At 43.1% G+C, this 23,228-nt stretch carries 36 protein-coding genes; 34 read left to right on the forward strand and 2 right to left on the reverse strand.

The features are described from left to right. Positions 1-182: 182 nt before the first annotated feature. The 29 genes from rpsJ (at position 183) to FTU09_RS03465 (ending at position 15,432) form a co-directional block, all read left to right on the forward strand. Positions 183-494, forward strand: coding sequence for a 30S ribosomal protein S10 (gene rpsJ, locus FTU09_RS03325; protein ID WP_000070912.1), 312 nt, complete (start codon positions 183-185; stop codon positions 492-494). A gap of 59 nt (positions 495-553) precedes the next feature. Beyond that, positions 554-1,192 (forward strand): 50S ribosomal protein L3, encoded by a 639-nt coding sequence (rplC, locus tag FTU09_RS03330; protein WP_026438075.1) that lies wholly within the window; start codon positions 554-556, stop codon positions 1,190-1,192. A gap of 11 nt (positions 1,193-1,203) precedes the next feature. After that, a complete protein-coding gene (gene rplD / locus FTU09_RS03335; protein WP_004974702.1) occupies positions 1,204-1,806 on the forward strand; it encodes a 50S ribosomal protein L4 in 603 nt (200 codons plus the stop codon). Beyond that, positions 1,803-2,123: a 50S ribosomal protein L23 gene (gene rplW / locus FTU09_RS03340; RefSeq protein WP_004974703.1), complete on the forward strand. Its 321-nt coding sequence runs from the start codon at positions 1,803-1,805 to the stop codon at positions 2,121-2,123. The genes rplD and rplW overlap by 4 nt, the downstream gene beginning before the upstream one ends. 11 nt (positions 2,124-2,134) lie before the next feature. Next, a complete protein-coding gene (gene rplB / locus FTU09_RS03345; protein WP_004974706.1) occupies positions 2,135-2,959 on the forward strand; it encodes a 50S ribosomal protein L2 in 825 nt (274 codons plus the stop codon). Positions 2,960-2,978: 19 nt separating this feature from the next. Continuing rightward, positions 2,979-3,254: a 30S ribosomal protein S19 gene (gene rpsS / locus FTU09_RS03350; protein WP_004673001.1), complete on the forward strand. Its 276-nt coding sequence runs from the start codon at positions 2,979-2,981 to the stop codon at positions 3,252-3,254. A gap of 11 nt (positions 3,255-3,265) precedes the next feature. Continuing rightward, positions 3,266-3,595 (forward strand): 50S ribosomal protein L22, encoded by a 330-nt coding sequence (gene rplV / locus FTU09_RS03355; RefSeq protein ID WP_001982638.1) that lies wholly within the window; start codon positions 3,266-3,268, stop codon positions 3,593-3,595. A 1-nt stretch (position 3,596) separates the two neighbouring features. Continuing rightward, positions 3,597-4,349, forward strand: coding sequence for a 30S ribosomal protein S3 (rpsC, locus tag FTU09_RS03360; protein WP_004974711.1), 753 nt, complete (start codon positions 3,597-3,599; stop codon positions 4,347-4,349). 3 nt (positions 4,350-4,352) lie between these two features. Continuing rightward, a complete protein-coding gene (gene rplP, locus FTU09_RS03365; protein ID WP_004691317.1) occupies positions 4,353-4,766 on the forward strand; it encodes a 50S ribosomal protein L16 in 414 nt (137 codons plus the stop codon). Continuing rightward, positions 4,766-4,963 carry a 50S ribosomal protein L29 gene (gene rpmC / locus FTU09_RS03370; protein ID WP_004650482.1) on the forward strand — a complete coding sequence of 66 codons (198 nt, stop codon included), beginning with the start codon at positions 4,766-4,768 and terminating at the stop codon, positions 4,961-4,963. The genes rplP and rpmC overlap by 1 nt, the downstream gene beginning before the upstream one ends. Continuing rightward, entirely contained in the window at positions 4,960-5,217 is a 258-nt protein-coding gene (gene rpsQ, locus FTU09_RS03375) for a 30S ribosomal protein S17 (RefSeq protein ID WP_004974714.1), read from the forward strand. The genes rpmC and rpsQ overlap by 4 nt, the downstream gene beginning before the upstream one ends. Positions 5,218-5,308: 91 nt before the next feature. Then, positions 5,309-5,677 carry a 50S ribosomal protein L14 gene (gene rplN / locus FTU09_RS03380; RefSeq protein ID WP_001982634.1) on the forward strand — a complete coding sequence of 123 codons (369 nt, stop codon included), beginning with the start codon at positions 5,309-5,311 and terminating at the stop codon, positions 5,675-5,677. A gap of 9 nt (positions 5,678-5,686) precedes the next feature. Next, positions 5,687-6,004, forward strand: a complete 318-nt coding sequence (gene rplX / locus FTU09_RS03385; RefSeq protein ID WP_004974717.1) for a 50S ribosomal protein L24 — start codon at positions 5,687-5,689, stop codon at positions 6,002-6,004. 16 nt (positions 6,005-6,020) lie between these two features. Next, a complete protein-coding gene (rplE, locus tag FTU09_RS03390) occupies positions 6,021-6,557 on the forward strand; it encodes a 50S ribosomal protein L5 (protein ID WP_004974719.1) in 537 nt (178 codons plus the stop codon). 9 nt (positions 6,558-6,566) lie between these two features. After that, positions 6,567-6,872, forward strand: coding sequence for a 30S ribosomal protein S14 (gene rpsN / locus FTU09_RS03395; RefSeq protein ID WP_004825185.1), 306 nt, complete (start codon positions 6,567-6,569; stop codon positions 6,870-6,872). A gap of 12 nt (positions 6,873-6,884) precedes the next feature. Next, positions 6,885-7,280, forward strand: coding sequence for a 30S ribosomal protein S8 (rpsH, locus tag FTU09_RS03400; protein ID WP_004974720.1), 396 nt, complete (start codon positions 6,885-6,887; stop codon positions 7,278-7,280). Between the two features lie 16 nt (positions 7,281-7,296). Beyond that, a complete protein-coding gene (gene rplF, locus FTU09_RS03405; protein ID WP_004974722.1) occupies positions 7,297-7,830 on the forward strand; it encodes a 50S ribosomal protein L6 in 534 nt (177 codons plus the stop codon). A 14-nt stretch (positions 7,831-7,844) separates the two neighbouring features. Next, the gene (gene rplR, locus FTU09_RS03410; protein ID WP_004281497.1) at positions 7,845-8,195 is read left to right on the forward strand and encodes a 50S ribosomal protein L18; all 351 of its coding nucleotides are present in this window, start codon (positions 7,845-7,847) and stop codon (positions 8,193-8,195) included. Between the two features lie 2 nt (positions 8,196-8,197). After that, positions 8,198-8,695 (forward strand): 30S ribosomal protein S5, encoded by a 498-nt coding sequence (gene rpsE / locus FTU09_RS03415; protein WP_004974725.1) that lies wholly within the window; start codon positions 8,198-8,200, stop codon positions 8,693-8,695. Positions 8,696-8,701: 6 nt separating this feature from the next. Continuing rightward, positions 8,702-8,878 (forward strand): 50S ribosomal protein L30, encoded by a 177-nt coding sequence (gene rpmD, locus FTU09_RS03420; RefSeq protein ID WP_004786899.1) that lies wholly within the window; start codon positions 8,702-8,704, stop codon positions 8,876-8,878. A 3-nt stretch (positions 8,879-8,881) separates the two neighbouring features. Then, positions 8,882-9,322 (forward strand): 50S ribosomal protein L15, encoded by a 441-nt coding sequence (rplO, locus tag FTU09_RS03425; RefSeq protein WP_004974728.1) that lies wholly within the window; start codon positions 8,882-8,884, stop codon positions 9,320-9,322. Between the two features lie 45 nt (positions 9,323-9,367). Continuing rightward, positions 9,368-10,687 carry a preprotein translocase subunit SecY gene (secY, locus tag FTU09_RS03430; protein WP_171257418.1) on the forward strand — a complete coding sequence of 440 codons (1,320 nt, stop codon included), beginning with the start codon at positions 9,368-9,370 and terminating at the stop codon, positions 10,685-10,687. Between the two features lie 20 nt (positions 10,688-10,707). Further along, positions 10,708-10,824 (forward strand): 50S ribosomal protein L36, encoded by a 117-nt coding sequence (rpmJ, locus tag FTU09_RS03435; protein WP_000867907.1) that lies wholly within the window; start codon positions 10,708-10,710, stop codon positions 10,822-10,824. Positions 10,825-10,931: 107 nt separating this feature from the next. Continuing rightward, the gene (rpsM, locus tag FTU09_RS03440) at positions 10,932-11,288 is read left to right on the forward strand and encodes a 30S ribosomal protein S13 (RefSeq protein ID WP_004974734.1); all 357 of its coding nucleotides are present in this window, start codon (positions 10,932-10,934) and stop codon (positions 11,286-11,288) included. Between the two features lie 19 nt (positions 11,289-11,307). Next, positions 11,308-11,694 (forward strand): 30S ribosomal protein S11, encoded by a 387-nt coding sequence (gene rpsK / locus FTU09_RS03445; protein WP_001040166.1) that lies wholly within the window; start codon positions 11,308-11,310, stop codon positions 11,692-11,694. A 12-nt stretch (positions 11,695-11,706) separates the two neighbouring features. Beyond that, complete coding sequence (rpsD, locus tag FTU09_RS03450; protein ID WP_004974744.1) at positions 11,707-12,333, forward strand: 30S ribosomal protein S4; 627 nt, start codon at positions 11,707-11,709, stop codon at positions 12,331-12,333. A gap of 17 nt (positions 12,334-12,350) precedes the next feature. Further along, the gene (locus FTU09_RS03455; protein WP_004974745.1) at positions 12,351-13,358 is read left to right on the forward strand and encodes a DNA-directed RNA polymerase subunit alpha; all 1,008 of its coding nucleotides are present in this window, start codon (positions 12,351-12,353) and stop codon (positions 13,356-13,358) included. Between the two features lie 18 nt (positions 13,359-13,376). After that, positions 13,377-13,742: a 50S ribosomal protein L17 gene (gene rplQ, locus FTU09_RS03460; protein ID WP_004974746.1), complete on the forward strand. Its 366-nt coding sequence runs from the start codon at positions 13,377-13,379 to the stop codon at positions 13,740-13,742. Between the two features lie 199 nt (positions 13,743-13,941). Then, positions 13,942-15,432: an NAD(P)/FAD-dependent oxidoreductase gene (locus FTU09_RS03465; RefSeq protein ID WP_180079547.1), complete on the forward strand. Its 1,491-nt coding sequence runs from the start codon at positions 13,942-13,944 to the stop codon at positions 15,430-15,432. A gap of 75 nt (positions 15,433-15,507) precedes the next feature. Here FTU09_RS03465 and FTU09_RS03470 read toward each other — a convergent pair whose 3' ends face one another. Continuing rightward, positions 15,508-16,680 (reverse strand): acyl-CoA dehydrogenase family protein, encoded by a 1,173-nt coding sequence (locus tag FTU09_RS03470; RefSeq protein WP_180079549.1) that lies wholly within the window; start codon positions 16,678-16,680, stop codon positions 15,508-15,510. A gap of 185 nt (positions 16,681-16,865) precedes the next feature. Between FTU09_RS03470 and FTU09_RS03475 the strand changes: the two genes are divergently transcribed. From FTU09_RS03475 to FTU09_RS13935, 5 genes are all read left to right on the forward strand, one after another. Continuing rightward, positions 16,866-17,123 (forward strand): succinate dehydrogenase assembly factor 2, encoded by a 258-nt coding sequence (locus FTU09_RS03475; RefSeq protein ID WP_004974752.1) that lies wholly within the window; start codon positions 16,866-16,868, stop codon positions 17,121-17,123. Beyond that, positions 17,116-17,538, forward strand: coding sequence for a protein YgfX (locus FTU09_RS03480; protein WP_096901367.1), 423 nt, complete (start codon positions 17,116-17,118; stop codon positions 17,536-17,538). The genes FTU09_RS03475 and FTU09_RS03480 overlap by 8 nt, the downstream gene beginning before the upstream one ends. A 445-nt stretch (positions 17,539-17,983) precedes the next feature. Next, a complete protein-coding gene (locus tag FTU09_RS03485; RefSeq protein ID WP_180079551.1) occupies positions 17,984-19,030 on the forward strand; it encodes a hypothetical protein in 1,047 nt (348 codons plus the stop codon). 103 nt (positions 19,031-19,133) lie between these two features. Continuing rightward, entirely contained in the window at positions 19,134-19,715 is a 582-nt protein-coding gene (gene rrtA, locus FTU09_RS03490) for a rhombosortase (RefSeq protein WP_180062326.1), read from the forward strand. 1,054 nt (positions 19,716-20,769) lie between these two features. Continuing rightward, positions 20,770-22,143, forward strand: coding sequence for a TRAP transporter large permease subunit (locus tag FTU09_RS13935; protein ID WP_373682943.1), 1,374 nt, complete (start codon positions 20,770-20,772; stop codon positions 22,141-22,143). A gap of 105 nt (positions 22,144-22,248) precedes the next feature. On the opposite strand, the gene FTU09_RS03500 is transcribed toward FTU09_RS13935, so the two are convergent. Further along, complete coding sequence (locus tag FTU09_RS03500; RefSeq protein ID WP_004974770.1) at positions 22,249-23,142, reverse strand: DMT family transporter; 894 nt, start codon at positions 23,140-23,142, stop codon at positions 22,249-22,251. Positions 23,143-23,228: the final 86 nt, after the last annotated feature.

Here is a 23,228-nt window from a genome sequence, read left to right on the forward strand (position 1 = left end):
GTTATAATGGGCGACCCTTTATGCAAGGGGGTTAACTGCGAAGAAAGTAGTTAACATCGTGACAGTCGTGGCATCGATCATGACCTTAGTGATAATTCACTGCCTTTGACACTTGCCTTAAATTAGTGGGGTGAGATGCGTCAAGGGTGATTCTTTATATATTTGGCTTGGAGTTAACTGGTATGTCTAACCAGAGAATTCGTATCCGTTTGAAGTCTTTTGATCATCGTCTGATTGATCAATCTGCTCAAGAAATCGTAGAAACCGCTAAGCGTACTGGCGCACAAGTTTGTGGTCCAATCCCGATGCCAACTCGCATCGAACGCTTCAACGTTTTAACATCACCACACGTAAACAAAGATGCACGCGACCAGTATGAAATCCGTACTTACAAGCGTTTGATCGACATTGTTCAACCTACAGATAAAACTGTTGATGCGTTGATGAAATTAGATCTAGCAGCTGGTGTTGATGTTCAGATTGCATTGGGTTAAGGCTTTCGGTTAATTAACACTCTAAGTTAATTAGGCCGCTTTTTTAGAGGTTTATGCACATGGCTATTGGTTTAGTCGGTCGCAAGTGCGGTATGACCCGTATCTTTACAGATGCTGGTGTTTCTGTACCTGTTACAGTGATTGAGGTTGATCCTAACCGTATCACTCAAATCAAAACGCTTGAAACAGATGGTTATCAAGCAATTCAGGTTACTACTGGTGAACGTCGCGAATCTCGCGTAACTAACGCTCAGAAAGGTCACTTCGCTAAAGCGGGTGTTGCTGCTGGTCGTTTGGTTCAAGAATTCCGTGCTACAGAAGCTGACCTTGAAGGTCGTGAAGTTGGCGGAACTATCGGTGTGGATTTGTTCACAGTAGGTCAGATCGTTGACGTAACTGGTCAGTCTAAAGGTAAGGGTTTCCAGGGTGGTGTTAAGCGTTGGAACTTCCGTACTCAAGACGCTACTCACGGTAACTCTGTTTCTCACCGTGTTCTAGGTTCTACGGGTCAAAACCAGACTCCTGGTCGCGTATTCAAAGGCAAAAAAATGGCTGGCCATTTAGGTGCTGAGCGCGTAACTGTACAGGGTCTTGAAATTGTATCTATCGACACAGAGCGTTCAGTTCTTGTTGTTAAGGGTGCGATTCCTGGTGCGACTGGTGGTGACGTAACTGTACGTCCTACGATCAAGGCTTGAGGGGAAATAACGTGAATTTAAATACTGTTTCCGGCTCTGCTGTTGAGTTATCTGAAGTTGCGTTCGGTCGTGAATTCAATGAAGCACTTGTACACCAAGTTGTTACAGCTTACTTAGCTGGTGGTCGTCAAGGCTCTAAAGCTCAGAAATCACGTGCAGACGTTGCTGGCGGTGGTAAAAAACCATTCCGTCAAAAAGGTACTGGCCGCGCTCGTGCTGGTTCTATTCGTAGCCCAATCTGGGTTGGTGGTGGTAAAACTTTTGCTGCTCGTCCACAAGATTGGTCTCAAAAAGTTAACCGCAAAATGTACCGCGGTGCAATGCAATGTATCTTAGCTGAACTTGTTCGCCAAGATCGTCTTGTATTGGTTGAAGAGTTTGCTGTTGAAGCTCCTAAAACTAAAGAGTTGCTTGCAAAACTTAACGACTTGAATGCAACTCGCGCATTGATCGTAACTGAAGCTGTAGATGAGAATCTATATCTTGCAGCGCGTAACCTTCCACACGTTGATGTGGTTGATGCTACTGCAATCGATCCTGTTAGCTTGATCGCGTTCGACAAAGTTGTAATGTCTGTTGCTGCTGCTAAGAAAATTGAGGTAGAACTCGGATGAACAACGAACGTTTATATCAAGTCCTACAAGGACCTGTATTTTCAGAAAAAGCACAAGTTTTAGGCGAAACTGCTGGTGTTCAAGTGTTCAAAGTTGCATTAAATGCAAACAAACTTGAAATCAAAAAAGCAGTTGAGCAATTATTTGGTGTGGAAGTTGTTAAAGTTAACACGACTATCACTAAAGGTAAGACTAAGCGCTTTGGTCGTACATTAGGACGCCGTTCTGATGTTAAAAAAGCATACGTCACCCTGAAAGCTGGCCAAGATGTTGAAATGGCTGACTTGGGCGATACCGCTGAAAGCGCAGCGGAATAAGGACGAAATTTATGCCGATTCAAAAATGTAAGCCAACGTCTCCAGGACGTCGCTTTGTAGAGAAAGTCGTTCACGACCATCTTCACAAAGGTGCGCCTTATGCGCCGTTGGTAGAAGCTAAAAAACGTACTGGTGGTCGTAACAACAACGGTCACATTACTACACGTCACGTTGGTGGTGGTCATAAGCAACACTACCGTATCGTAGACTTCAAACGTAACAAAGATGGCATTCCTGCTGTTGTAGAGCGTATTGAATACGATCCAAACCGTACTGCACACATCGCATTGTTGAAGTATGCTGACGGTGAACGTCGTTATATTATTGCGCCTAAAGGTTTACGTGCTGGTGATCAAGTTCAATCTGGTAACGATGCTCCAATTCGTCCAGGTAACTGCTTACCACTTCGTAATATGCCAATCGGTGCTACTCTTCACAACATCGAACTTAAAATCGGTAAAGGTGCTCAATTAGCGCGTTCTGCTGGTACTTCGGTTCAATTGTTGGGTCGTGACGGTTCATACGCTATCGTTCGTCTACGTTCAGGCGAAATGCGTAAAGTGCACGTTGAGTGTCGCGCTGTGTTAGGTGAAGTATCTAACTCAGAAAGCAACCTTCGTTCACTTGGTAAAGCAGGTGCTTCGCGCTGGCGTGGTGTTCGTCCTACTGTTCGTGGTATGGCAATGAACCCAGTTGATCACCCGCACGGTGGTGGTGAAGGGCGTACTAAAGGTATCCAACCTGTAAGCCCATGGGGTCAAAAAGCTAAAGGGTACAAGACACGTACCAACAAGCGTACGACTAAGATGATTATTCGCGACCGTCGCGTTAAGTAACAAGTAAAGGAATCTGACAATGCCTCGTTCTCTGAAAAAAGGCCCATTCGTCGATGCGCACTTGTTCGCTAAGGTTGAAGCGGCAATCGCGGCTAATAACCGTAAGCCGATCAAAACTTGGTCGCGTCGTTCGATGATCCTCCCAGATTTTGTTGGTTTAACAATTTCTGTTCACAATGGTCGTAACCATGTTCCAGTGATTATCTCTGAACACATGGTTGGTCATAAACTCGGTGAATTCGCGCCAACTCGTACCTATCGTGGTCACGGTGTTGACAAGAAGTCTAAACGTTAATAGGTGCTATGATGGAAGTAACTGCTAAATTACGCGGTGCCGCTATCTCGGCACAAAAAGCACGTTTGGTTGCAGATCTTATCCGCGGCAAATCTGTTGCGCATGCACTTAACATTTTAAACTTTAGCAACAAAAAAGCTGCTGTTTTAGTTAAGAAAGCATTGGAATCTGCAATTGCAAATGCTGAACACAATAACAGTTTAGATGTAGACGACCTTAAAGTATCTACGATTTACGTTGATGAAGGCATGAGCCTTAAACGTATTATGCCACGTGCGAAAGGCCGTGCAGATCGTATTACTAAGCGTACTTGTCACATCACCGTTAAGGTAGGGGTTTGATATGGGTCAGAAGGTTCATCCAATCGGTATCCGCCTAGGTGTTGTGAAACGTCATAACGCTAACTGGTATGCGAATCCGAAACAATACGCTGAATACTTGCTTAAAGACCTTCAAGTTCGTGAGTTTTTAACTAAAAAACTTAAGAACGCAATGGTAAGCAATATTCTTATCGAACGTCCAACGGGTGCTGCTAAAGTAACAATTAGCACTGCGCGTCCTGGTATCGTAATCGGTAAAAAAGGCGAAGACATTGAGAAATTACAACGCGAATTAACATCTATTATGGGTGTTCCTGCGCAAGTAAGCATCAACGAAATTGACCGTCCAGACTTAGATGCACGTTTAGTTGCTGAAGCAATCGCTTCTCAATTAGAAAAGCGTGTAATGTTCCGTCGTGCTATGAAGCGTGCGGTACAGAACTCTATGCGTGCTGGTGCTAAAGGTATCAAAGTTGAAGTTTCTGGTCGTTTAGGTGGTGCAGAGATTGCACGTACTGAATGGTATCGTGAAGGTCGTGTACCTTTGCATACACTTCGTGCGGACATCGACTATGCAACTATGCGTGCTGAAACTACTTACGGTACGATTGGTGTTAAAGTTTGGGTATTCCGTGGTGAAATCTTGGGTGGCATGAAGCAAGTCATGAACCCAGCACCTGCTGAAGAACGTCCAGCTAAACGCGGTCGCGGTCGTGGTGAAGGTCAAGAGCGTCGTGGTCGTCGCAATGATCGTTCTGCTGAAAAAGGAGAATAATCCATGTTGCAACCTAAACGTACTAAATTCCGTAAGGTGCAAAAAGGCCGTAACACTGGCTTAGCGCACCGTGGTAGCTCAGTATCTTTCGGTACTATCGCTCTTAAATCAGTTGAACGTGGTCAAATGACTGCGCGTCAAATTGAAGCGGCACGTCGTACAATCAGCCGTCGTATTAAGCGTGGTGGTAAGATCTTTATCCGTGTATTCCCAGACAAACCAATTACTTCTAAGCCTCTTGAAGTGCGTATGGGTAAAGGTAAAGGTTCTGTGGAATATTGGGTTTGTCAAATCAAACCAGGTAAAGTCTTGTACGAAATTGATGGTGTGAACGAAGAATTGGCGCGTGAAGCATTTACGCTTGCTGCTGCTAAACTTCCGTTTAAAACCACTATCGTGACTCGGACGGTAATGTAATGAAAACTAAAGATCTACGTGAAAAGTCGGTAGAAGAGTTGACAGCTTTGCTTGATGAGCAACAGCTTAACCAATTCCGTCTTCGTATGGCGAAAGCAACTGGTCAATTGGGTAAATCGCATGAAGTTGCGCTTACTCGTAAAACTATTGCACGCATCAAGACCCTCCTTACCGAAAAACAGGGGAACGGGCAATGAGTCAAAATACAGTCCGCACGTTAACTGGCAAAGTTGTAAGCGACAAAATGGAAAAATCTATTGTTGTCCTTATTGAACGCCAAGTTCAACACCCGTTGTATGGCAAATTGATTCGCCGTTCAACCAAATTACACGCTCATGATGAGAACAATACCGCCAAGATTGGTGATGTTGTAACCATCAAAGAAAGCCGCCCAATGTCTAAAACTAAGTCATGGACTTTAGTTGAAGTTGTTGAAGCTGCTGCTGAGTAATTAACGTTCTTGTTGCATCATCGGTCAATTTCGAGTACTCTTTGAGCCTTTCGAAATTGTGACCGGTGATGCTCGGTTTTGGAGTAGGGCAATGATTCAAACCGAAACGATGCTTGACGTAGCTGACAACAGTGGTGCTCGCCGCGTACAATGTATTAAAGTACTAGGTGGTTCACATCGTCGTTATGCTTCTGTTGGCGACATTATTAAAGTTACTGTAAAAGAAGCTATTCCACGCGCACGTGTTAAAAAAGGTGACGTGATGAATGCTGTTGTTGTACGTACAAAGTTCGGTATTCGTCGTCCAGACGGTTCTGTGATCCGTTTTGATGATAACGCTGCTGTTATTTTGAATAACAACAAAGCACCGATTGCAACTCGTATTTTCGGACCAGTGACTCGTGAACTTCGTACTGAACAGTTCATGAAAATCATTTCATTGGCTCCTGAAGTTCTATAAGAGGCAATCATGGCTAAGATTAAAAAAGGCGATCAAGTAATTGTGATCGCAGGTAAAGAAAAAGGCAAACAGGGTACTGTTCTGTCAGTTTCTAATGACCGTGTTAAGGTCGAAGGTCTTAACTTGGTTAAGAAGCACCAGAAGCCAAACCGTGCTACGGGCGCTGAAGGCGGTATCGTAACGCAGGAAGCTTCGCTTCATATCTCAAACGTGGCAATTTTTAATGCTACAACCCAAAAGGCTGACCGTGTTGGTTACCAAACGATTGATGGCGTGAAAACTCGCGTTTATAAATCGAATGGTGAATCAGTGGCGGTGGCGAAGTAATAGGTTGAAATAGGCAATGGCCAGACTTAAAACACGTTACAACGACGAACTTAAGGCTCAATTACAAGAACAATTGGGCGTTAAGAATGTGATGGAGATCCCTCGCATCACTAAAATTACCATCAACATGGGTGTTGGTGCTGCAGCTGCTGACAAGAAATTGTTAGATGGCGCTCTTTCTGATATGCAAGCTATTGCTGGTCAAAAACCAGTTTTAACATTAGCTCGTAAATCAATCGCTGGTTTTAAAATCCGTGATGGTTGGCCGATTGGTTGTAAAGTTACTTTACGCGGCGAACGTATGTACGAATTCTTAGACCGTTTGATCTCTATCGCGATCCCTCGTATCCGTGACTTCCGTGGTTTCTCTTCGAAATCATTCGATGGTCGTGGTAACTACTCTATGGGTCTCAAGGAACAAATCATGTTCCCTGAAATCGATTTCGATAAGATTGATCAAATTCGTGGTATGGACATCACCATCACTACGACTGCTCGCACCGATGACGAAGGCCGTGCGCTTATGCGTGCATTCGGCTTCCCGTTCAAATAAGAGGTCGATATGGCTAAGAAAGGTATGATTAATCGCGAATTGAAACGCGAAGCTACTGTTGCGAAATACGCTGCAAAACGTGCTGAATTAAAAGCAACGATTGCAAACGTAAATGCAAGCGACGAAGAGCGTTTCGAAGCGATGATGAAGTTACAAGCATTACCACGTAATGCGTCTCCAGTACGTCTTCGTAACCGTTGTGGTTTAACTGGTCGTCCTCATGGTTACTTCCGTAAGTTCGGTTTAAGCCGTAACAAATTACGTGACACAGTAATGCAAGGTGATGTACCGGGCGTTGTTAAGGCAAGCTGGTAAGGAGCACTATAAATGAGTATGCAAGATACCGTTGCCGACATGCTAACGCGTGTTCGTAACGCTCAAATGGCAAAGAAACAAACTGTTTCTATGCCTAATTCTAAGTTGAAGGTTGCTATTGCAAACGTACTTCAACAAGAAGGTTATATCGCAAATGTAGAAGTGGCTGACAACGAAGGCAAACCTACATTAACGATTACTTTAAAATACTATGAAGGCAAACCAGTTATCGAAACTGTGAAACGCGTAAGCCGTCCAGGTCTACGTCAGTATCGCGGTAAAGATGCACTTCCAAGCGTTAAGCAAGGTTTAGGTATTGCAATCGTTTCTACAAGCAAAGGCATCATGACTGATCGCGCTGCACGTGCTGCAGGTATCGGTGGTGAAGTTATTGCTTTTGTTTCTTAATAATAGGTGATTCCTCATGTCTCGTGTGGCTAAAGCCCCAGTAACTGTACCTAACGGTGTTACAGTTACTCAGAACGGCCGGCAGGTCGAAGTGAAAGGCAGCAAAGGTACATTGTCTTTCAACCTGCATGCGCTGGTCGAGCTAAAACAGGAAGACGGTATTTTAGCTATTGCTCCTAAAGCTGAGTCGAAAGACGCTTGGATGCAAGCTGGTACTGCTCGCGCTGTGCTTAACAATCTTGTAAAAGGTGTGAGCGAAGGCTTCGAACGTAAGTTACAATTGATTGGTGTTGGTTATAAAGCTGCGGTAAAAGGTAACGTTGTTAACCTTAACCTTGGTTTTTCACACCCAATCGATTACACCCTTCCTGAAGGTGTAACTGCAGAAACTCCAACTGCAACTGAAATTATCCTTAAATCTGCTGACAAAGCAGCTTTAGGTCAAGTTGCTGCGGATATCCGTGGATACCGTCCACCAGAGCCATATAAAGGTAAAGGTGTTCGTTATTCGGATGAAGTTGTTCTTCGTAAAGAAGCTAAGAAGAAATAAGGCGCGAGGTTCTTATGAACGAAAAGAAACAATCCCGTTTGCGTCGTGCGAAAAGCACACGCTTGCACATCCGTGCATTGGGTGCGACTCGTTTGTGTGTAAACCGCACGCCGCGTCACATCTATGCTCAAGTTATTTCAGCAGATGGTGGCAAAGTTTTAGCGCAAGCTTCAACTTTAGATGCTACTTTACGTGCTGGTACAACTGGTAACGTTGAAGCAGCTCAAAAAGTAGGTGCTTTAATTGCAGAACGCGCGAAAGCAGCTGGCGTAACTAAAGTTGCGTTTGACCGTTCTGGTTTTAAATATCATGGTCGTATCAAAGCCTTGGCTGATGCTGCTCGTGAAAACGGCTTGGAGTTCTAATCATGGCTAAAGTTGAACAAAACGAAGGTCTTGTTGAAAAGCTGGTTGCCGTTGATCGCGTAGCCAAAGTTGTTAAAGGTGGTCGTATCTTCTCTTTCACAGCATTAACTGTTGTGGGTGATGGTAATGGTCGCGTAGGTTTTGGTCGTGGTAAAGCACGTGAAGTTCCAGCTGCTATTTCTAAAGCACTTGAAGCTGCACGTCGTAACATGATCACTATCGAATTGGCAGATGGTACTTTACAACACCCGATTCATGCGCGTCATGGTGCAAGCCGTGTTTACATGCAACCAGCATCTGAAGGTACTGGTGTAATTGCGGGTGGTTCTATGCGTGCAGTTTTAGAAGCTGCAGGTGTACGTAACGTATTGACTAAATGCCGTGGTTCTACTAACGCTGCAAACGTAGTGAACGCAACTTTTAACGGTTTGCGTGACATGACAACTCCTGAAAAGGTTGCTGCGAAACGTGGTCTTTCAGTAGAACAAATTCAAGGGTAATCAATCATGAAAACGATTAAAGTTACCCAGACTAAATCTGCATCGCACCGCTTGAAAAATCACAAGCTTAGCCTTAAAGGTTTAGGTCTGCGTCGTATTGGTCATACTGTAGAAGTGCAAGATACGCCTTCTAACCGTGGTATGATCAACCAAGTCTACTATATGGTTAGTGTAGAGGAATAAGCCATGACTCTGCGTTTAAATGAACTTGCACCTGCAGAAGGTGCTAAGCGTGAAGCCCGTCGTCTAGGCCGTGGTATCGGTTCTGGCGTTGGTAAGACTGGTGGTCGTGGTATCAAAGGTCAAAACTCACGTAAGAGCGGTGGTACACGTCCTGGATTCGAAGGTGGTCAAACTGCGTTATATCGTCGTTTACCTAAATTCGGTTTCACTAGCCAAATCGCTTTGAAAACTGCTGAAGTACGTTTATCTGAGCTTGCTAAAGTGGAAGGCGACATCGTTAGCCTTGAAACTTTAAAAGCAGCGAACGTTGTACGTAAAGATATGGCTCGTGCTCGTATCGTACTTTCTGGTGAAATTACTCGCGCATTCACTATTCAAGGTGTTGCTGTGACTAAAGGCGCTAAAGCTGCTGTTGAAGCGGCTGGCGGTAAAGTCGAGGAGTAATCCCCAGTGTCTATGTCTCCTAGTTCTTCAGGTCATGTTCACATGATGAAAGGCCAACCATTTCACGTGAAATACCGTGAAATTATACGCCGAATGATGTTTCTCATTGGTGCGTTGTTGGTATTTCGACTAGGAGCGCATATTCCAGTACCAGGCATTAATAATGCCGCACTTGAACAATTGTTTAATGCAAACCAAGGTACAATCCTTGGTTTGTTTAACATGTTTTCGGGTGGTGCATTAGAGCGGATGTCGATTCTTGCTTTAGGGATCATGCCATACATTTCTGCTTCGATTATCGTACAGTTGATGTCTACCGTGGTTCCTTCGCTTGAAGCTTTGAAAAAAGAAGGCGAGCAAGGCAAACGCAAAATTAATCAATATACGCGCCAAGGCACATTGTTTCTTGCACTTGTGCAAGCGATTGGGATGTGTGCAGGTCTGATTGGTCAAGGTATTACCTTAACGTCAGGTCTGGCTTTTTACGTTCCAGCTGTGACCTCTTTGGTTGCAGGCACAATGTTCTTAATGTGGTTGGGTGAACAAATTACCGAACGCGGAGTGGGCAATGGTATTTCCATGATCATTTTCGCAGGTATTGTTGCAGGCTTGCCTAATTTAATTATGCAATCCTTCACATCTATTGACAGTGGCCAGTCAAGCCTGATTGGTTTGGCAATTTTTGGTTTATTGTCTTTGGGTGTACTTGCAGCAATTGTGTTTATTGAGAAGGCGCAGCGTCGTATTCCAGTAAACTATGCTCAAAAACAACAAGGTCGTCGTGTATTTACTGCTCAGCAAACGCATTTGCCATTAAAAATTAATATGGCAGGTGTGATTCCAGCAATTTTTGCCAGTTCATTGCTTTTGTTCCCAGCGAGCTTAGGTCAATGGGTCGGCAGTGCGGACCCTAATGCTGGATTAATCAAGCGTAGTCTACAAGACTTGGCATTGGTATTGTCGCCTGGACAACCGTTGTATTTGGTGCTCTTTGGTGCGTTAATTATCTTTTTCTGTTACTTCTACACTGCGCTGGTTTTCAGCCCTAAAGAAGTTTCGGAAAACTTGAAACGCAGCGGAGCTTATGTGCCTGGTATTCGCCCAGGTGAGCAAACTGCTCGTTACTTAGATCATATTCTCAGTCGTTTGACCTTTATTGGCGCGATTTACATCACTGTAGTCTGCTTAATGCCGATGATTCTACAAAGCTCATTTGGAATTCCATTTAGCTTAGGTGGTACATCATTATTAATCGTTGTAGTGGTTGTGATGGACTTTATGGCTCAGCTTCAAGCACATCTCACCTCGCACCAGTACGATAATCAAACGTTAATGAGAAAAACGACTGCTCATCCTAAGGGATAAGCGCACTTAGAGGTTTCATCATGAAAGTACAAGCTTCTGTAAAGAAAATTTGTGGTAGCTGCAAAGTTATCCGTCGTAATGGGGTTATTCGCGTAATTTGCAGCGCAGAACCTCGTCATAAGCAGCGTCAAGGTTAATTTGATTAAGACCTGTTGATTTCAGTAGGCTAATTAGGTTATTATCCGCCCCTCAAGATTTTTGTGGGGCGGTTGATTATCTTAACTGCCTTTTTGGAGAAAATTGAATGGCTCGTATTGCCGGTGTAAACATTCCGGATAACAAGCACGCTGTTATCTCTCTCACTTATATCTTTGGTATTGGTCGCCACACTGCTAAGACTATCTTAGCTGCTGCTGGTATCGCACCAACAACAAAGATCCGTGAATTAGATGACGCTCAGCTTGATGCGATTCGTGCAGAAGTTGCTAAGGTTCCGACCGAAGGTGACTTACGTCGCGAAATTTCCATGAACATTAAACGTTTAATGGATTTAGGCTGCTACCGCGGTCTTCGTCATCGTCGCAGCTTGCCTGTCCGTGGTCAACGCACCAAAACTAACGCACGTACCCGTAAAGGTCCGCGCAAACCGATTAAGAAATAAGATTTCTGGAAGCTAAAAGATGGCTAAAGATACTCGCACACGCAAGAAGGTCACTCGTACCGTCTCTGAAGGTGTTGCACACATTCACGCTTCTTTTAATAACACCATTGTGACCATTACCGATCGTCAAGGTAATGCACTGGCTTGGGCTACCTCAGGTGGACAAGGCTTCCGTGGATCACGTAAATCAACTCCGTTCGCTGCTCAGGTAGCTGCTGAAGTTGCTGGTAAAGCTGCTTTAGATTACGGTTTGAAAAACTTGGACGTCCTTGTTAAAGGTCCTGGTCCAGGTCGTGAGTCTGCGGTTCGTGCATTAGGTGCAGTGGGTTATAAAATTAACAGCATTACCGATGTGACTCCAATCCCTCACAACGGTTGCCGTCCACCTAAAAAACGTCGCGTGTAAGGAGAAACATTCATGGCTCGTTATATTGGTCCAAAATGCAAACTCTCTCGCCGCGAAGGGACAGACCTGCAACTAAAATCTGGCGTTAAACCATTTGACGTCAAAACTAAAAAACACGCTAAAGCTCCTGGCCAACATGGCGGGGCTCGTGGTGGTAAGCAATCTGAGTACTCACTACAATTACGTGAAAAACAAAAAGTACGTCGTATGTACGGTGTTTTAGAGCGTCAATTTAGTAACTACTATAAAGAAGCTGCTCGTGTGAAAGGCGCAACAGGTGAGAACTTGTTGAAATTGCTCGAAAGCCGTCTTGATAACGTTGTTTATCGCATGGGTTTTGGTTCTACACGTGCAGAAGCTCGTCAGCTTGTATCTCACCGTAGCATTACTTTAAATGGTCGTCGTGTTAACATTGCGTCTATTCAAGTTAAAGCTGGTGATGTAATTGCAGTTCACGAAGGTGCAAAACAACAATTACGTATTAAAAACGCAATTGAATTGGCTGCTCAACGTGGTATCCCTTCATGGATGGAAGTTGACCATTCTAAATTTGAAGGTACGTTTAAAGCTGCACCAGATCGTTCTGATTTACCTGCTGAAATCAACGAAAGCTTGATTGTAGAATTGTATTCTAAATAATCCTTGAGGTAGCAATAATGACGCGTACTGCAAATGAGTTTCTTACTCCGCAAGCGATCAAGGTCGAAGCGGCAAGCGGGACCTCGGCAAAAGTTATTCTAGAACCATTAGAGCGTGGCTTTGGTCATACTCTTGGTAATGCTTTACGTCGCATCCTTCTTTCTTCTTTACCTGGCGCAGCTGTGGTAGAAGTTGAAATTGAAGGTGTCGAGCACGAGTACAGTACTTTGGAAGGCTTGCAGCAGGACATCGTCGAGCTCTTGCTGAACCTGAAAGGATTGTCTATTAAGCTGTTCGATCAAAATGAAGCTTATTTGACATTGGAAAAACAAGGTCCAGGCGATGTAACTGCTGCAGACCTTCGTTTACCGCATAATGTTGAAGTGGTTAACCCTGAACACTTGATTGGCACTTTAAGTGCTACAGGCAATTTAAAAATGCGCCTGAAAGTTGCTCAAGGTCGTGGTTATGAAACATCTGATTCACGTTTCCCAGAAGGCGAAACTCGCCCTGTAGGTCGTTTGCAGTTAGATGCTTCTTATAGCCCTATCAAACGTGTGTCTTACATCGTAGAAAATGCGCGTGTAGAACAACGTACTGACCTTGACAAGTTGATCATTGATCTTGAAACCAATGGTACAGTTGATCCAGAAGAAGCAATCCGCAAAGCGGCAACAATCTTGCAACAACAAATTGCAATTTTTGTTGATCTTCAGAAAGATCAAGCTCCTGTTGCTCAAGAGCCTCGTGAAGAAGTTGACCCAATCTTGCTTCGTCCAGTAGATGATCTAGAGCTTACTGTTCGTTCTGCTAACTGTTTGAAAGCAGAAAATATTTACTACATTGGTGATCTTGTACAGCGTACTGAAGTTGAGCTACTTAAAACGCCTAACTTGGGTAAAAAATCGCTTACAGAGATCAAAGATGTTCTGGCTTCTAAAGGCTTACAGCTCGGCATGCGTTTAGAGAACTGGCCACCGGCTAGTCTCCGTATGGACGATCGTTTCGCCTATCGTAGCCGTTAATTAAGTAGGACTATCACCATGCGTCATCGTAATAGTGGTGTGAAATTAGGCCGTACAAGCAGCCATCGCAAAGCGATGTTCCAAAACTTGGCTAATTCTTTGTTCGAACACGAGTTAATCAAAACAACTGTTCCTAAAGCAAAAGAATTACGTCGTGTTGCTGAGCCTTTAATCACTTTAGCTAAAAACGATACAGTAGCAAACCGTCGTTTAGCGTTTGCTCGTACTCGTTCAGCAGCAACTGTTGGTAAATTATTTACCGTTCTTGGCCCTCGTTACAAAGAGCGTAACGGCGGTTATCTACGTGTTCTTAAAGCGGGCTTCCGTGCGGGTGATGCTGCACCGATGGCTTACGTTGAGCTTGTAGATCGCGAAGTTAAATAATTTCGCCAAGAATAACGCACGTTGTTCAGAAAAAGACCGGTTTTACCGGTCTTTTTTTATGAAAAAAATAAGTTGATCTCAAAAATGATCAAATTGTCCCGAATTGATATAAATTTTAGTAACTTTTGCTAAACTTGACATTGTGTATTGTCAAATTTATGCTTTAATAAAAAACATCATTCAAGCTGGACAATAAAACATGGATAAGCAGGTTGATATATTAATTATTGGGGCAGGGATTTCGGGCATTGGTGTAGCAGCACATTTAAGTCAAAACTGCCCACAGCGTTCTTTTGAAATTATTGAGCGTCGTCAAAGTTTTGGTGGCACTTGGGATTTATTCCAATATCCGGGCATTCGTTCAGATTCGGATATGTCGACTTTTGGTTATAATTTTAAGCCTTGGAAAAAAACCAATGTACTTGCCGATGGCGCATCTATCAAAGACTATCTAGAAGAAGTCATTCAAGAAAAAGCCTTACACTCAAAAATTCATTTTCAGCATCGTGTGTTATCTGCCAATTATGACTCTCAAACACGTAAGTGGACGTTACGTATAGAAAATGCAGAACAACAGATTGAAACTTGGGTGGCTAATTTCGTTTTAGGCTGTACAGGCTATTACAACTACGATCAAGGTTTTCAGCCAGATTTCCCCAATCAGCAGGCATTTAAAGGTACATTTATCCACCCACAGCATTGGCCTGAAAATTTAGATTATCGTGGTAAAAAGGTCTTAATTATTGGCAGTGGCGCAACTGCAATCACCTTAGTACCTGCTATGTCAAAAGGTGGTGCAGCGCATGTCACCATGCTACAACGCTCGCCGACTTATATTGCTTCAGTGCCTGCAATGGATTTTGTTTATCAGCAAATGCGTAAAGTTTTGCCTGAAGATGTTGCTTACAAAATCACGCGCGCACGTAATATTGGCATGCAACGCGCCATTTATGCTTTAGCACAAAAACAGCCGAAATTACTGCGGACTTTGTTGCTGAAATCTATCCAAATGCAGCTCAAGGGCAAGGTAGATATGAAGCATTTCACGCCACATTATAATCCGTGGGATCAGCGTTTATGTGTTGTGCCTGATGGTGATTTATTTAAGATTTTACGCGAAGGGCATGCCTCGATTGAAACCAATCAAATTGCAAGTTTTACTGAAACAGGTGTGCAATTAAAATCGGGTAAACATTTGGATGCCGATATTATTGTGTCTGCGACAGGTTTGAATATTCAGATTCTAGGCGGTATTCAAGCCACAATTGATGGTGTGCCTTTAGACACCTCGAAGCACATGCTATATCAAGGTGTGATGATCAGCGATGTGCCGAATATGGCGATGATTATTGGCTATATTAATGCCTCTTGGACGCTTAAAGTGGATGTGGCTGCGGATTATATTTGTCGTTTGCTCAATTATATGGATCGACAAGGTTATGACGAGGTAATTCCTCAAGGCGATCAAACTGAGTTATTGGAAGATACGGTGATGGGCAGTTTGAGTTCGGGCTATATCGCGCGTGCTGCTGATGTGATGCCAAAGCAAGGCAAACATGCGCCATGGCGAGTGACCAACAATTACTTAGAAGATCGCAAAACTTTAAAACAAGCAAGTTTTGAAGATGGTATTTTAAAATTCAAACAAGCTGTGCCTGCACAGCAGCGTAAACCTAAATTAGTGTCTTAAATCGTTGGGTGCAAAAATAATATGGCACAAGAAATTTAAAATTGCTTGCGCCATTTTTATGTTGAGGTGGAAATTTTATAAAGAACGTGAAATCAGCTCTTTCATAATTTCATTGGTGCCTGCATAAATACGATTGGCCCGATTGTCTAAGTAAGCACGTGCAATTGGATACTCAAGCATATAGCCATAACCACCATGCAGTTGTAGACATTCATCCACCACTTTGGAGTACATCTCTGAAATTTTATATTTGGCGGCCGCTGCAGCTTCAACACTGAGCTGATCTTGAAGTTGTAACTGCATACATTGATCTAAAAAAGCACGACAGAAATCAATTTCGGTGCGTAATTCTGCCAGTTTAAAGCGCGTATTTTGAAAGCTATAAATACTTTTGCCAAAGGCTTGACGTTGCTGAGTATATTGCAGTGTATGTGCAAAAGCAGCTTCTGCACCTGCTTGGCAAATAATCGCGACAATTAAGCGTTCCCAAGCCAGTTCTTTCATCAGCATGATAAAACCCATGCCTTCTGTACCCAATAAATTGCTGCGAGGCACGCGGACATTATCAAAAAATAATTCGCAAGTGTCCTGACCTTTCATACCAATTTTATTCAGTGGTTTGCCTTTGCTAAATCCCGCACGGTCTGCTTCTACCAATATTAAAGACAGATTGGCTGAACCTTTGTCTGTGTTCGCTGTTTTACATACCACAATCGCCATGTCGCACAAATAGCCGTTGGTAATAAAAATTTTAGAACCATTAATCACGTATTCATCGCCATCCAATACCGCAGAGGTACGCACAGCTTGTAAGTCTGAACCTGTACCGGGTTCGGTCATGGCAATCGCGGTTATCACTTCGCCTGTGGCCATGCGGGGTAACCAGTGTTGTTTTTGTTCAGTTGTGCCAAAGTTATTAATGTAATTGGCGACAATATCTGAATGCAGTGAAAAACCGGTAGCACTGTCACCTGCATAGGCTTGTTCTTCAATCAAAATCATGCTGTATAAGCGGTCTACCCCTGAACCTGCATATTCTTCAGGCATGGTGCTACACAGCAAACCCAAAGTACCTGCTTTACGCCATAGCTCACGGTCTACATGCTGCTGCGCTTCAAATTTTTCAGTATGGGGGATGACTTCCTGCAAATAGAATTTTCGTACCAAATCACGAAAACTGTCGTGTTCAGCACTGAATAAGGTGCGCGGTAACATATTGGCAATGGGGCGAATTGCGGCAGATTGCATGGTTTTATCTTCCTGATGTTGTTATTTTGAATTCACCTTAGAAGAATTTATAGGGGGCAACAAGGTGCAAAAGTTTCAATTGCAAATGAAAGATGATGCTTTTGGTCAATGCTGCATAAAAGTCATCGAAACTTTAAAAGGGGTCGGTTAAACTAGCCTGAGTTTAATTTTAATGGGGAAACCGCATGAGTGATGACATCAGCTTAGAAGAACGCAAAGTGATTTACCGTGCCCGTCGTGGTTTAAAGGAAATTGATGTCTATTTTGACCCGTATGTGAAAAATCATTATTTGACTGCCAGTGCGGAAGAAAAACAAATGTTTGCCGATTTGGTTGAGCAGGAAGACCCAGATTTATTGGATTGGTTTATGGAAGTGTCTGAGCCACCACGTCCTGAGTTGAAAGATTTTATCCGTAAACTAAAGCATTATGTGCATGGCTAAGCAGCAGTTTCAGCTGAAACCTAGTGTCATCGCAATAGTGTTTCAGCTGATGATCGCTCTACTCATCGTTTGGCTTTTACTACAAGTGTTAAAGCCATGGCTTAGCGTTGTATGTATTGTCATTATGGGCTGGACATATTTTAAATTTGTTCGTGCAAACCGAATTGTTGGTTTAGATCAATTAGATGACCGTGAATGGTCAATTTCCTATCTCGCGCCTCGTGTAGTATCACAACAGATTAAAAGCACAGCTCGCCAAATTGAAATTCAGCGTGTGCAACTGCGTCAAGTGATAGATCATCAAATTTATATCGTCATGGAATTTCAGCAAGCCTTTAAACCTCTGGTGATTTGGTGTGATCAGGTTTCCAAGGCGGAATGGAAGGCTCTAAAAGTATTGGCGAAAATGCTCTAATTTACAGACAGCTGTATATTTTTATAATAATAAAAAACTATAAGTATCATAAAGATAAAATTATCATCTATTTTTCGTGTCCTGATCAGTCATTTTATATTGGCATAAAAGATTACACATATCCCTATTTTCAGTTATATTCATTCCAGACAAGTGTAGATCAATACAAATCAGATTCCTGAAATGTGCAGATTTAAATTTAGTCGAAAGATTTTTTAAGATAAGCCCGAATTGGGCATCAGTTAATAAGTAGCATGTGCTGAACCGTCGCAATGCTACTTTTTTTTGCCTAAATTTTGTCGGATGACAGATTTCAGTCAATTTTAGTCACTTTAAAACATGGCAAAGTTATCCATCTGAAGCAGCAAGTAGACGCTTTTATTCAGATATTGCTTCTGCTATGTTTGTTGCAATGGACATAAACACAATTATAGAGGACAGGAAAATGTCGCAAGTCCAAAAAATAGGCCAGGGTGTGGCCGTATTTGCAATCACAAGTTTATTATTATCAGGTTGTTCACAAGTGATCAAAACAGGTGCCAATGTCGCACTTGGATTTACTGAAAAACATATTGTGCCGCCAATTTTAGCGATGGAAGATGCTGAAATGGTGTGTAATTCTGGTAATTCCTTAACCCCTGCCATTATGGCGACTAAAGATATGGGCGCAGACCCAACCCGTGTTGCGGTACTGATGTACTCGGCAGCGGGCATTTGTGCCGAAGAAAAAGCTTTGGATGCTGAATTGCGTTATTTACGTGCAGCAAAAGCAGGGCAAGTAGGCGAAGCGCAAGATGCGCGGATTCAACAAAAGCGTTGGGCGGCTTTGGCGGCACAGCGTCAATACACAGGCTATCAACTGTTTCAGCATCGTTGGGAAAAGAAATACCAGAAACCTTTGGGCGAAGGTTGTCCAAAAATGAACAGTGATATTGACCAAACCGTGTATATGTTGGGGATGTTGAGTGGCTTGCAAGCCATGACCAATGATATTAATTCAGGGGGGGCAGTACATGTGCCTAAAGACATTGCTGCGATTGTTGAACGTGGCATGACCTGTTTAAATAATGAAAAATTCTGGGGCGCACCAGAGGCCACACGTGCCGTAATTTGGACTTTGCTTCCAGGCGCGGGAGATGGCAAACCTGATCCGTATCAAACCTTAAAGCAGTCGATGCAAATCGGTGAAAATAAAGGCGTGCGTTTATCACACGCTTTATACGCGGTTGCTGCCCAAGCCAGTGGTGAAGATGCCAAAATCCGCGACGCACTCAAAGCCTTTTCTAATGCACGCAGTGACGAAAAACCTGTAAATCCACAATTTAAATTGATTGATGCCATGGCGGGAAGCATGGTACAAGGAATTTCAGACCGTTACTGGACTGAACATACAGGTGTGCGTACGGGTGATCAGCAGCGTTTCTGGGATGAGCAAGATAATTCTTCTGAATTAGATGATTTATTTAATGAGGATACGGCAGCTCAATTGTAAAAATATCAAGATTGCCCAATTCAATATAGACAAGAAGTCTTAGGATTGGGCAATCCGTTTGCCGAAGCACATAACAAGAATAATTTGGAGGATGCAAGCGCCTATGCAATATTCATCTCAATTTCTCAGTCGAAAAATTGTGTTTATTGCGGCATGTATGTCGGTTTCGGCATGTTTGCAGATTTTTGCAGAGCATTTTATTTATTGGTCTACACATTTATTGGATGAATTTTGGCGCTTATGGACAGGGCATTGGGTGCATGTGGGCTGGATTCATTATCTGCTCAATATGATCGCCTTTGCCTGTTTACCTTTTATTTTTCCGCATGCCAAAGTATGGCACTTTGTGGCGCTTTTGCTGCTACTACCGCCTGCCATTAGTCTGAGTTTCTATTATTTCCTTGCCGATATTGATGCCTATGCAGGACTTTCTGGGGTGCTGCATGGTGCTTATGTGGCGGTGGCATGTGTGCATTTGCTCTATAAAAAAGAACGTGGCTTTGCCACATTGGTCTTGCTGCTTATTTTATCTAAACTGATTTGGGAAAATACCGTGGGCAGTTTGGGTACAGCAGAATTAATCGGAAGTCCTGTGTTAGTTGAGGCACATTTATTGGGGGTGATTTGGGGTGTAATTTTTGCATTGGCTTATATTATTTGGGCCTATTGCATTGATCCGCACTAAAATTACATCAAAATGATGGCAAAAAGGGCTCACAAAAAATCTCACAATTGACCATTTTTACTTAAAAGAAAATCTATATTGTCATTTTAAAAATAACGACGCTCATGCACATTTAAACTGAATACAAAAATGCTCAATGGAAGATGGACATTCCGTTGAATAAGGATAGACAGAAATTCGAGAGTCTCGGTTTCTGCGCAGAATAAAAACAGGAAAATATATGCACAATAACGGACAACGCAGGTCTGGCTTGGCTTTGCTCAGACATATATGGACAGAATGGATTTCTACATTCGTTATTTTGATCTTGTTGTTACTGACCCTCATTATTGGTACAGGTGAAATGGTACATGGTCAGTTGTTGCGCATGGGTGAACGCCTATATGGTGACCCTGCAACAGGTATGCAATATTCATTTTTACGTGCCGAACCCACTGCACCTGACTGTGAACGCAACCCCGATGTCGATGCGCAAGTACATGCCCAAATGCAAGCCAATGCTGCTGATGAGTTTGCCGATATTTTTGGCACCGCCTCTGAGTCAGATGTCCGTGCTTCAATTTTGGCAGCCAAACAAATTTGTGAAGAAAAATTTCAATTTCATGATCAGGCGATTCAGCATATTCAAGCTCATCCAAGCTTGAAAATGTATCGAACCATTGAAACCTCTTTCTTTGGCATTTTTAAATTTGGTACTGAAAACCGTGCCATTTTATTGGTGTTGATGGTGGTCTTTGCCGCAATTAGTGCCACTTTAAAAACCCATCACATTGGTTTACGTGGCCCTGCAACCAAAATTGACTTCAAGGTGTACTCGACCTTAATGGTGGTGGCGAATGGTTTCTTAACCTCGTCAAGTATCAGTCAATATCGTTCAGTACTCAATTCAGGCGTACCGATGAGTGGTGAAACGCAAATCATTTACTGGATGTGGATGATTCTGTTTGCAACTCTGACTTTAATTAGTTTATTCCAGCTTATTAAGCCACCTGCACCGACCCGTGAAGGCGGTAGTTTAGGTCTTGCTTTCCTGAGCGTACCTTTGTATGCCTATATGGCAATTAGTACGGGTTTCTCTTTTACCTTCCTGATGGATTATCCAATGGGGCAAGGGATTTACCTAGGGCAACTGGTCGAATTCTCTAGTATTTTCTTGAACTTGGCTTTGTTTATTTGGGCGGGGATGTTGCTCAAACAAACCCGAATTGTGGATTTGTTCCTGAATATTCTGCGTCCGTGGAATTTGGCACCTGAAACCTTAACCTGGCTGATTCTGATTGCTGCTGCATTACCAACGGCTTATACCGGTGCATCGGGGATTTTTGTCATTGCTGCAGGTGCGATCATTTATAAAGAAGTTTGGAATGCGGGTGGACGACGTCAGTTTGCACTGGCGGCAACAGCTATGTCGGGCTCAATGGGGGTCGTGCTTCGTCCATGCCTATTGATTGTTGTGGTGGCATCGCTGAATAAAGAAGTCACAACGGACATGCTGTATCACTATGGTTTGTATGTGTTCCTACTGACTTCAACCCTGTTTTTAGTGATTTCGTTGTTCTTTGCTGAAAATAAATTCCGCATTGCTGCACCGAACATAGCTGCGCCATTGTCCTTACGTGCTTTTGGCCCTGTACTACCATATATCCTCATTTTTGTGTTGATTTGGTTGTTCTATAAATATGCTTTAGACACCAATATGAATGAATTTACTGCACCTGTAATGATGCCGGTTATTTTATTGATGATGGTGTTGTTTGATAAATTGCGCCATGAACCTGCGCCTATTCCAGCGATGGGGCAGTGGGATCAGACTTTAGATCACAAGCCTGTAGCACAACAGACAGCAGCTTCATCTGAGCGCTCATTATTGACTGCACCTGATTCACCATTGCGTCAGTATGGTTTCTTCAAAGCTCTGCATTTATCGACCAGTGAAACGGTGGGACATATTGGGGCATTGGTAATTTTGATGGCGCTTTCAGTCAGTGTAGGTGGCTATTTAGAACGCATTGAAATTATGGAAGCGTTCCCAACCGATATTAGCAGCATCTTTATTGTGATTAGCCTGATTGTTGCCTTGATGATTTTTGTGGGCATGATTATGGATCCATTCGGTGCGGTGATTCTAATTTCTGCAACGGTTGCGCCTGTAGCTTATCAATATGGGATACATCCTGCGCATTTCTGGATGATTACCCTAATTGGTTTTGAATTAGGCTATGTGACGCCACCTGTAGCGCTGAATCACTTATTGGCAAGGCAGTCGATTGGAGATGAAGAAGTCGCTGCAGCCGATGCAGAAGTTCGTCATAAATCGTTCTATTATCGTTATGAGCGTTGGATTTTGCCTATGATTGTGATGCTTCCTGCGATGTTGATTATTGCCTATGCACCGTATGCGTTCAAGCTATTCGGCTGGTATGAATAAGCACATGGATACTTAATCACTGTCATCTTATTATTTAAAAACACCCTGTGGTTCACTACGGGGTGTTTTTTTAATAGGTTGATATGCAGGGAATACAAAGCAGCATTATGAATGCGGGGAGTGATGATTCAGGTGTTTTTGTAACAGTGGACTGCACAAAATAATGGCAAGCAAAATTAGGGCAAAGCCAATTAAACTAAATAAGTCTGGCGTTTCATGCCAAAAGCTAAAGCCCCAAATCCCTGCAAAAATAATCGCAATGTAATTGACAGGGCCAATTTGCCCAGCAGGGGCAAGACGGTAGGCATTGGACATAAAGATCTGACTGATATTGGCCAGCAATCCTGCACCAATTAAAAAACTCAATTCTTTTAAGTTGTAAGGACGCCATGACCAGAACATCGGTACAACAGAAATGAGTGTCCCAATCATGCAAAAATAAAACACAATGCGTTCAGGCGGTTCGGTTTGAGTCAGGGCGCGTACCGTGACAAAAGCCATCGCTGCTAAAAAACTGGCACTGAGTCCAATTGCGGACATGCTATTAAACATACCTGCATCGGGTTTGGCGACAAATAACACGCCAAATAAACCAATGAACGCAGCCCATAGCATTGGTTTGGTGATTTTTTCTTTAAGGAATAGCCAGGCAATTAAGGGAATAAAAATAGGCGATGAATAGGTGAAGACCATCGCATTGGACAGTTTTAGATTGGCAATCGCGTAGAAAAAACCATACATGGCGGTTAATCCGACTACCGAACGCCAAGTGTGCATCCATAACTTTTCAGTTTTAAAAAAGCCCAAGCCTTTATTGAAAATGAGCGGGATAAAAATAAACAAACCAATGAAATTACGGAAAAATACCACTGTGGCATTATCTACCGTTTCTGATGCGTAACGAACGCACACTCCCATGAGTGAAAACAGAAAGGCAGAGCAGGTCAACAGCATAATTGCTTTGAGCAAATTTTGTTGGGCAGAACCAGAAGATGTCATACAAATAAAGCCAGAATAACCTCTGGCTATTCTAGCTTAAATTGGCTACAACACTGACCCTTTATCGTATTTTAAAATGACTGATG

The sequence above is a fragment of the Acinetobacter sp. YH12058 genome (assembly GCF_013419805.1).
GTDB classification, from domain to species: Bacteria; Pseudomonadota; Gammaproteobacteria; order Pseudomonadales; family Moraxellaceae; genus Acinetobacter; species Acinetobacter towneri.

Coding starts and splice junctions, on each gene's coding strand:
- rpsJ (WP_000070912.1), top strand. CDS start 183: ATGTCTAACCAGAGAATTCGTATCCGTTTGAAGTCTTTTGATCATCGT.
- rplC (WP_026438075.1), top strand. CDS start 554: ATGGCTATTGGTTTAGTCGGTCGCAAGTGCGGTATGACCCGTATCTTT.
- rplW (WP_004974703.1), top strand. CDS start 1,803: ATGAACAACGAACGTTTATATCAAGTCCTACAAGGACCTGTATTTTCA.
- rplB (WP_004974706.1), top strand. CDS start 2,135: ATGCCGATTCAAAAATGTAAGCCAACGTCTCCAGGACGTCGCTTTGTA.
- rpsS (WP_004673001.1), top strand. CDS start 2,979: ATGCCTCGTTCTCTGAAAAAAGGCCCATTCGTCGATGCGCACTTGTTC.
- rplV (WP_001982638.1), top strand. CDS start 3,266: ATGGAAGTAACTGCTAAATTACGCGGTGCCGCTATCTCGGCACAAAAA.
- rpsC (WP_004974711.1), top strand. CDS start 3,597: ATGGGTCAGAAGGTTCATCCAATCGGTATCCGCCTAGGTGTTGTGAAA.
- rplP (WP_004691317.1), top strand. CDS start 4,353: ATGTTGCAACCTAAACGTACTAAATTCCGTAAGGTGCAAAAAGGCCGT.
- rpmC (WP_004650482.1), top strand. CDS start 4,766: ATGAAAACTAAAGATCTACGTGAAAAGTCGGTAGAAGAGTTGACAGCT.
- rpsQ (WP_004974714.1), top strand. CDS start 4,960: ATGAGTCAAAATACAGTCCGCACGTTAACTGGCAAAGTTGTAAGCGAC.
- rplN (WP_001982634.1), top strand. CDS start 5,309: ATGATTCAAACCGAAACGATGCTTGACGTAGCTGACAACAGTGGTGCT.
- rplX (WP_004974717.1), top strand. CDS start 5,687: ATGGCTAAGATTAAAAAAGGCGATCAAGTAATTGTGATCGCAGGTAAA.
- rplE (WP_004974719.1), top strand. CDS start 6,021: ATGGCCAGACTTAAAACACGTTACAACGACGAACTTAAGGCTCAATTA.
- rpsN (WP_004825185.1), top strand. CDS start 6,567: ATGGCTAAGAAAGGTATGATTAATCGCGAATTGAAACGCGAAGCTACT.
- rpsH (WP_004974720.1), top strand. CDS start 6,885: ATGAGTATGCAAGATACCGTTGCCGACATGCTAACGCGTGTTCGTAAC.
- rplF (WP_004974722.1), top strand. CDS start 7,297: ATGTCTCGTGTGGCTAAAGCCCCAGTAACTGTACCTAACGGTGTTACA.
- rplR (WP_004281497.1), top strand. CDS start 7,845: ATGAACGAAAAGAAACAATCCCGTTTGCGTCGTGCGAAAAGCACACGC.
- rpsE (WP_004974725.1), top strand. CDS start 8,198: ATGGCTAAAGTTGAACAAAACGAAGGTCTTGTTGAAAAGCTGGTTGCC.
- rpmD (WP_004786899.1), top strand. CDS start 8,702: ATGAAAACGATTAAAGTTACCCAGACTAAATCTGCATCGCACCGCTTG.
- rplO (WP_004974728.1), top strand. CDS start 8,882: ATGACTCTGCGTTTAAATGAACTTGCACCTGCAGAAGGTGCTAAGCGT.
- secY (WP_171257418.1), top strand. CDS start 9,368: ATGAAAGGCCAACCATTTCACGTGAAATACCGTGAAATTATACGCCGA.
- rpmJ (WP_000867907.1), top strand. CDS start 10,708: ATGAAAGTACAAGCTTCTGTAAAGAAAATTTGTGGTAGCTGCAAAGTT.
- rpsM (WP_004974734.1), top strand. CDS start 10,932: ATGGCTCGTATTGCCGGTGTAAACATTCCGGATAACAAGCACGCTGTT.
- rpsK (WP_001040166.1), top strand. CDS start 11,308: ATGGCTAAAGATACTCGCACACGCAAGAAGGTCACTCGTACCGTCTCT.
- rpsD (WP_004974744.1), top strand. CDS start 11,707: ATGGCTCGTTATATTGGTCCAAAATGCAAACTCTCTCGCCGCGAAGGG.
- FTU09_RS03455 (WP_004974745.1), top strand. CDS start 12,351: ATGACGCGTACTGCAAATGAGTTTCTTACTCCGCAAGCGATCAAGGTC.
- rplQ (WP_004974746.1), top strand. CDS start 13,377: ATGCGTCATCGTAATAGTGGTGTGAAATTAGGCCGTACAAGCAGCCAT.
- FTU09_RS03465 (WP_180079547.1), top strand. CDS start 13,942: ATGGATAAGCAGGTTGATATATTAATTATTGGGGCAGGGATTTCGGGC.
- FTU09_RS03470 (WP_180079549.1), bottom strand. CDS start 16,680: ATGCAATCTGCCGCAATTCGCCCCATTGCCAATATGTTACCGCGCACC.
- FTU09_RS03475 (WP_004974752.1), top strand. CDS start 16,866: ATGAGTGATGACATCAGCTTAGAAGAACGCAAAGTGATTTACCGTGCC.
- FTU09_RS03480 (WP_096901367.1), top strand. CDS start 17,116: ATGGCTAAGCAGCAGTTTCAGCTGAAACCTAGTGTCATCGCAATAGTG.
- FTU09_RS03485 (WP_180079551.1), top strand. CDS start 17,984: ATGTCGCAAGTCCAAAAAATAGGCCAGGGTGTGGCCGTATTTGCAATC.
- rrtA (WP_180062326.1), top strand. CDS start 19,134: ATGCAATATTCATCTCAATTTCTCAGTCGAAAAATTGTGTTTATTGCG.
- FTU09_RS13935 (WP_373682943.1), top strand. CDS start 20,770: ATGGCAATTAGTACGGGTTTCTCTTTTACCTTCCTGATGGATTATCCA.
- FTU09_RS03500 (WP_004974770.1), bottom strand. CDS start 23,142: ATGACATCTTCTGGTTCTGCCCAACAAAATTTGCTCAAAGCAATTATG.